General features: G+C 36.8%; 2 protein-coding genes. Both read right to left on the reverse strand.

From position 1 onward, the window contains the following. Window positions 1-152: 152 nt before the first annotated feature. Window positions 153-1,541: a UDP-N-acetylmuramate--L-alanine ligase gene (murC, locus tag K6G87_RS17370; protein ID WP_296840086.1), complete on the reverse strand. Its 1,389-nt coding sequence runs from the start codon at window positions 1,539-1,541 to the stop codon at window positions 153-155. A 559-nt stretch (window positions 1,542-2,100) separates the two neighbouring features. After that, a partial coding sequence (locus K6G87_RS17375) for a hypothetical protein (protein ID WP_296840089.1) occupies window positions 2,101-2,298 on the reverse strand: 198 nt, incomplete at its 5' end.

Genomic DNA, 2,298 nt, shown 5'->3' on the forward strand with positions numbered 1-2,298 from the left:
TTGTAAAATCAGTGTGGAGATAGTGGATAATGTGGAAGTTATAAAAATAAACCGCCACATTTACAAGCCTTTGGGGATGTGAATGTAACGGTTGTTATCTTAAAGGTTTTCGAAGCAAAAATCCGGTTTAAAATGTGGACAATGTGGAAAAATTATTTGCCAAGCATATGATCGCCGATTTTATATACATCTCCGGCACCCATTGTTATCAACAAATCATCCTTAGTGCAATTTTTCAGAAGAAATTTTTCGACCTCATCAAAGGTTGGAAAATAATGACAAGAGTGGCCGTTTTTTATGATTTCTTCCTGCAAGGTTCTTGAAGAGATACCAAGATTGTCTGTCTCTCTAGCTGCGTAAATATCGCACAGAACTACTTCATCAGAAAGTGAAAGAGCCTTGGCAAAATCAGCCATTAAAGCCTTTGTTCTTGTATAAGTATGAGGCTGGAATACGCACCATATTTTATTGTGAGGATAGCTCTTTGCAGTATTTAAAGTTGCAGCGATCTCTGTCGGATGATGAGCATAGTCGTCGATAACGTTTACACCGTTTGTAGTGCCCTTGTACTGGAATCGTCTGTCAGTACCTGTAAATGCTGCAAGACCCTTTACTATATCATCAGAAGAAACACCGCAAAGGTCAGCTGCTGCTATAGCAGAAAGAGCGTTGAATACGTTATGTTCTCCCGGAACCTTAAGAGTTACCTTGATATCTTCAAGCCCCTTTCTGTGTGCTGTAAATGAAGCATTGGCAAAAGAGTCATAAGTTATATCACTTGCATAGTAATCAGAAGAATCTGATGAACCGTAAGTAATAACCTTACATTTAAGATTGCCACAGATCTCTTCAACATTAGGAATATCAGTATTAATAATAAGATGACCATCATCAGGAAGAAGCTCAGCAAACTTTCTAAATGATTGTCTTATATCATCAAGATCCTTGAAGAAGTCCAGATGGTCAGCATCAATATCAAGGATAATACTCATTTTAGGGAAGAACGACAAAAATGAATTGGTATATTCACAAGCCTCTGCAACAAAGAACTTGTCTCCGCCAACCCTTGTATTACCATTAATGGCTTTAAGATTACCACCTACTGATATAGTAGGATCAGCATCTGCGCAAAGAAGGATCTCAGATATCATGGAAGTAGTTGTAGTCTTACCATGAGTTCCTGATATTGCAATAGGAAGCTTATATTCAAGCATCACCTGACCAAGAAGGACAGCTCTTGTTATCATAGGAAGATTTGCATTTTTTGCAGCAGCAAATTCCGGATTATCAGGATGTATTGCAGCAGTATATACGACAACGTTAATATCGCCTGCAGCTGCAATATTCTCGGCCCTCTGACCATAGAATACCTTGATACCCATGCTCTCAAGATGTCTGGTAGTATCTGACTCTTTATTATCTGATCCTGAAACCTTAAAACCCTTGCTTACAAGAATCTGGGCAAGACCAGACATTGAAACACCGCCAATACCCATAAAATAAACATGGCACGGCTTCTTAAAATCTATCTCATATGACATAACTAATGTCCTTTCCATAAATAATAATGATATATTAAATACTTTGAATCCTAATAGTTTAATGTAAATCTCTAATAAATTATACATTCTTAAATGAAATATTCAAGAATGTATGGTTATACGCTTATTAATTGTTGACGACAAGGATAATTGTGAGCTTTGGCGCCAAACTTCCCACTGGCGAAGTCCCCCTTGCTCCCCTCCCCAAACGAAAACAAGCTCCGCCCACATTAAAAGAAACAAATATAATTATGTAAAAACTGATAAAATCACCTGAACTTTGAGGAAACTTAGTCGCAACATCCCTTGGAGATTTGGTGCTGCGAGAAGTTAATAAAGAATTTGTGCGCTCTTTAAAAATATTATTTAATTCAAGAGTTTGATAGATGGAGTTTTATATTCTTTTTGGGGTCCGCATGTTTGAGCGAAGCGAGTTTCGGACCCCTGAATATAAAACTCCAGATATTAAACCTTGAATTATAATATTTTTAAGACAAACAAATACTTTATTAACTTCTCGCATAAGCCAAATCCCAAGGGATGGCATAAACTTTTTCTTTCAAAGTTCAGGCAATATTATCAGGTTTACATAACCCCATAACTCTTTTGATGAATAATTGCGATTTTTCGTTTCATAATGCTGTATTCTGTGATATACTTGTAATCGGAGATATTTCGCATTCTCCACATCTTTACTTTTTACCAATGTTCTACAAATTGCAGCTAAGTTCTGCAATATCAGCTGCAATACAGTTCC

This window comes from Butyrivibrio sp., assembly GCF_024699075.1.